The 1,041-nt window shown below is 70.7% G+C and carries 2 protein-coding genes; both read right to left on the reverse strand.

The annotated features are described in order from the left end of the window. Positions 1–291: 291 nt before the first annotated feature. The gene (locus CA983_RS48740; RefSeq protein ID WP_086606145.1) at positions 292–474 is read right to left on the reverse strand and encodes a DUF5988 family protein; all 183 of its coding nucleotides are present in this window, start codon (positions 472–474) and stop codon (positions 292–294) included. 15 nt (positions 475–489) lie between these two features. After that, positions 490–1,041 (reverse strand): SEC-C domain-containing protein (locus tag CA983_RS44030; RefSeq protein ID WP_208637191.1); only part of this gene is annotated, 552 nt, incomplete at its 5' end.

Consider the following 1,041-nt stretch of genomic DNA (forward strand, 5'->3'; position numbering starts at 1 on the left):
GGGTGGGGCCCTCTCGGCGGGGGCCACGGGCCACCTCGCCCCTGGTGCGGATGCCCCGGACGCCGAGGCGGGAGAGGGCTCGGCGCTGGCGTTGGGCTATGCGTAGGTTCCAAATGCCGAAGGCCGTCATGGCAGCGGCCATGATGAGTGCGATCGTGAGCCAGGGCTGGTCCATGTGACGTTCCCCCCGGGAGCCGACGTCAGTCGTCTGTCGTCCGGGAAGACGGGGGTGGTGTCGTGGCAGTTCCGTGGGGCCGGCTGTCGGGCCGGCCCTGGTCGGCACCACCCCGGCTACTCGGCGATCTCCGTCCGTTCCCACCAGCGGTACACCGTTGCCTGGTCCTCCGGTGTCTCCTCGTGGCGGGTCGTGACTTTGTAGTGCCCGTAGCCGCCGCGGTGGGGGATCTTCAGTTCCTGGCAGGGTGGGATGACCGGCGCGATCTTGCCTGCCAGGTCGTCCGTGGTGGGCCGGATGACCCGGTGCTCTTGTCAGGCCGTGCGTCCGTGGCACTGGCCGTACGTCTGTCCCGACCCGCACCAGCAAGCCGCCCCCCGCTGCGGCGGCCAAGCCACCGCCCGCCCCCGGGCCGCCAGGGTCGTCGCGTACTGGGGGAGCAGCGTCGCGTCGCCCGGGGAGGAGCCCTCCGATGCGGCGAAGGCTTCGTAGGACGGGACCGTGCCGGTGACGATGCCCAGGTTCGGGGTGCCGGAAGAGGAGAGTTCTCGTAGGGCGGACTCTATGGTCGCGAGGTGGGTCTCGTGGGAGGGGTATTCCGAGGCCAGGGTCGGGTACGCCTCCAGGAGTTCCGTGAGCTCCGGCGCCGGCCAGTGGAGGATCGCCACCGGGAAGGGGCGGGAGAGGGCCTCGCGGTAGGCGCCCAGTTCGGCTCGGAGGCGGGTGATCTCCGCTTCCAGTTCCGCCGGGTTTTCCGAGCCCAGGGACCAGACCCGTTTCGGGTCGTGGAGTTCGTCCAGGGTGATCGGGAGGGAGTGGACCGTGTCCGCCAGCGCGTCCCACTCGTCGTGGGACTTGCCCAGCAT

This window comes from Streptomyces swartbergensis (assembly GCF_002148965.1).
Lineage (GTDB): Bacteria > Actinomycetota > Actinomycetes > Streptomycetales > Streptomycetaceae > Streptomyces > Streptomyces swartbergensis.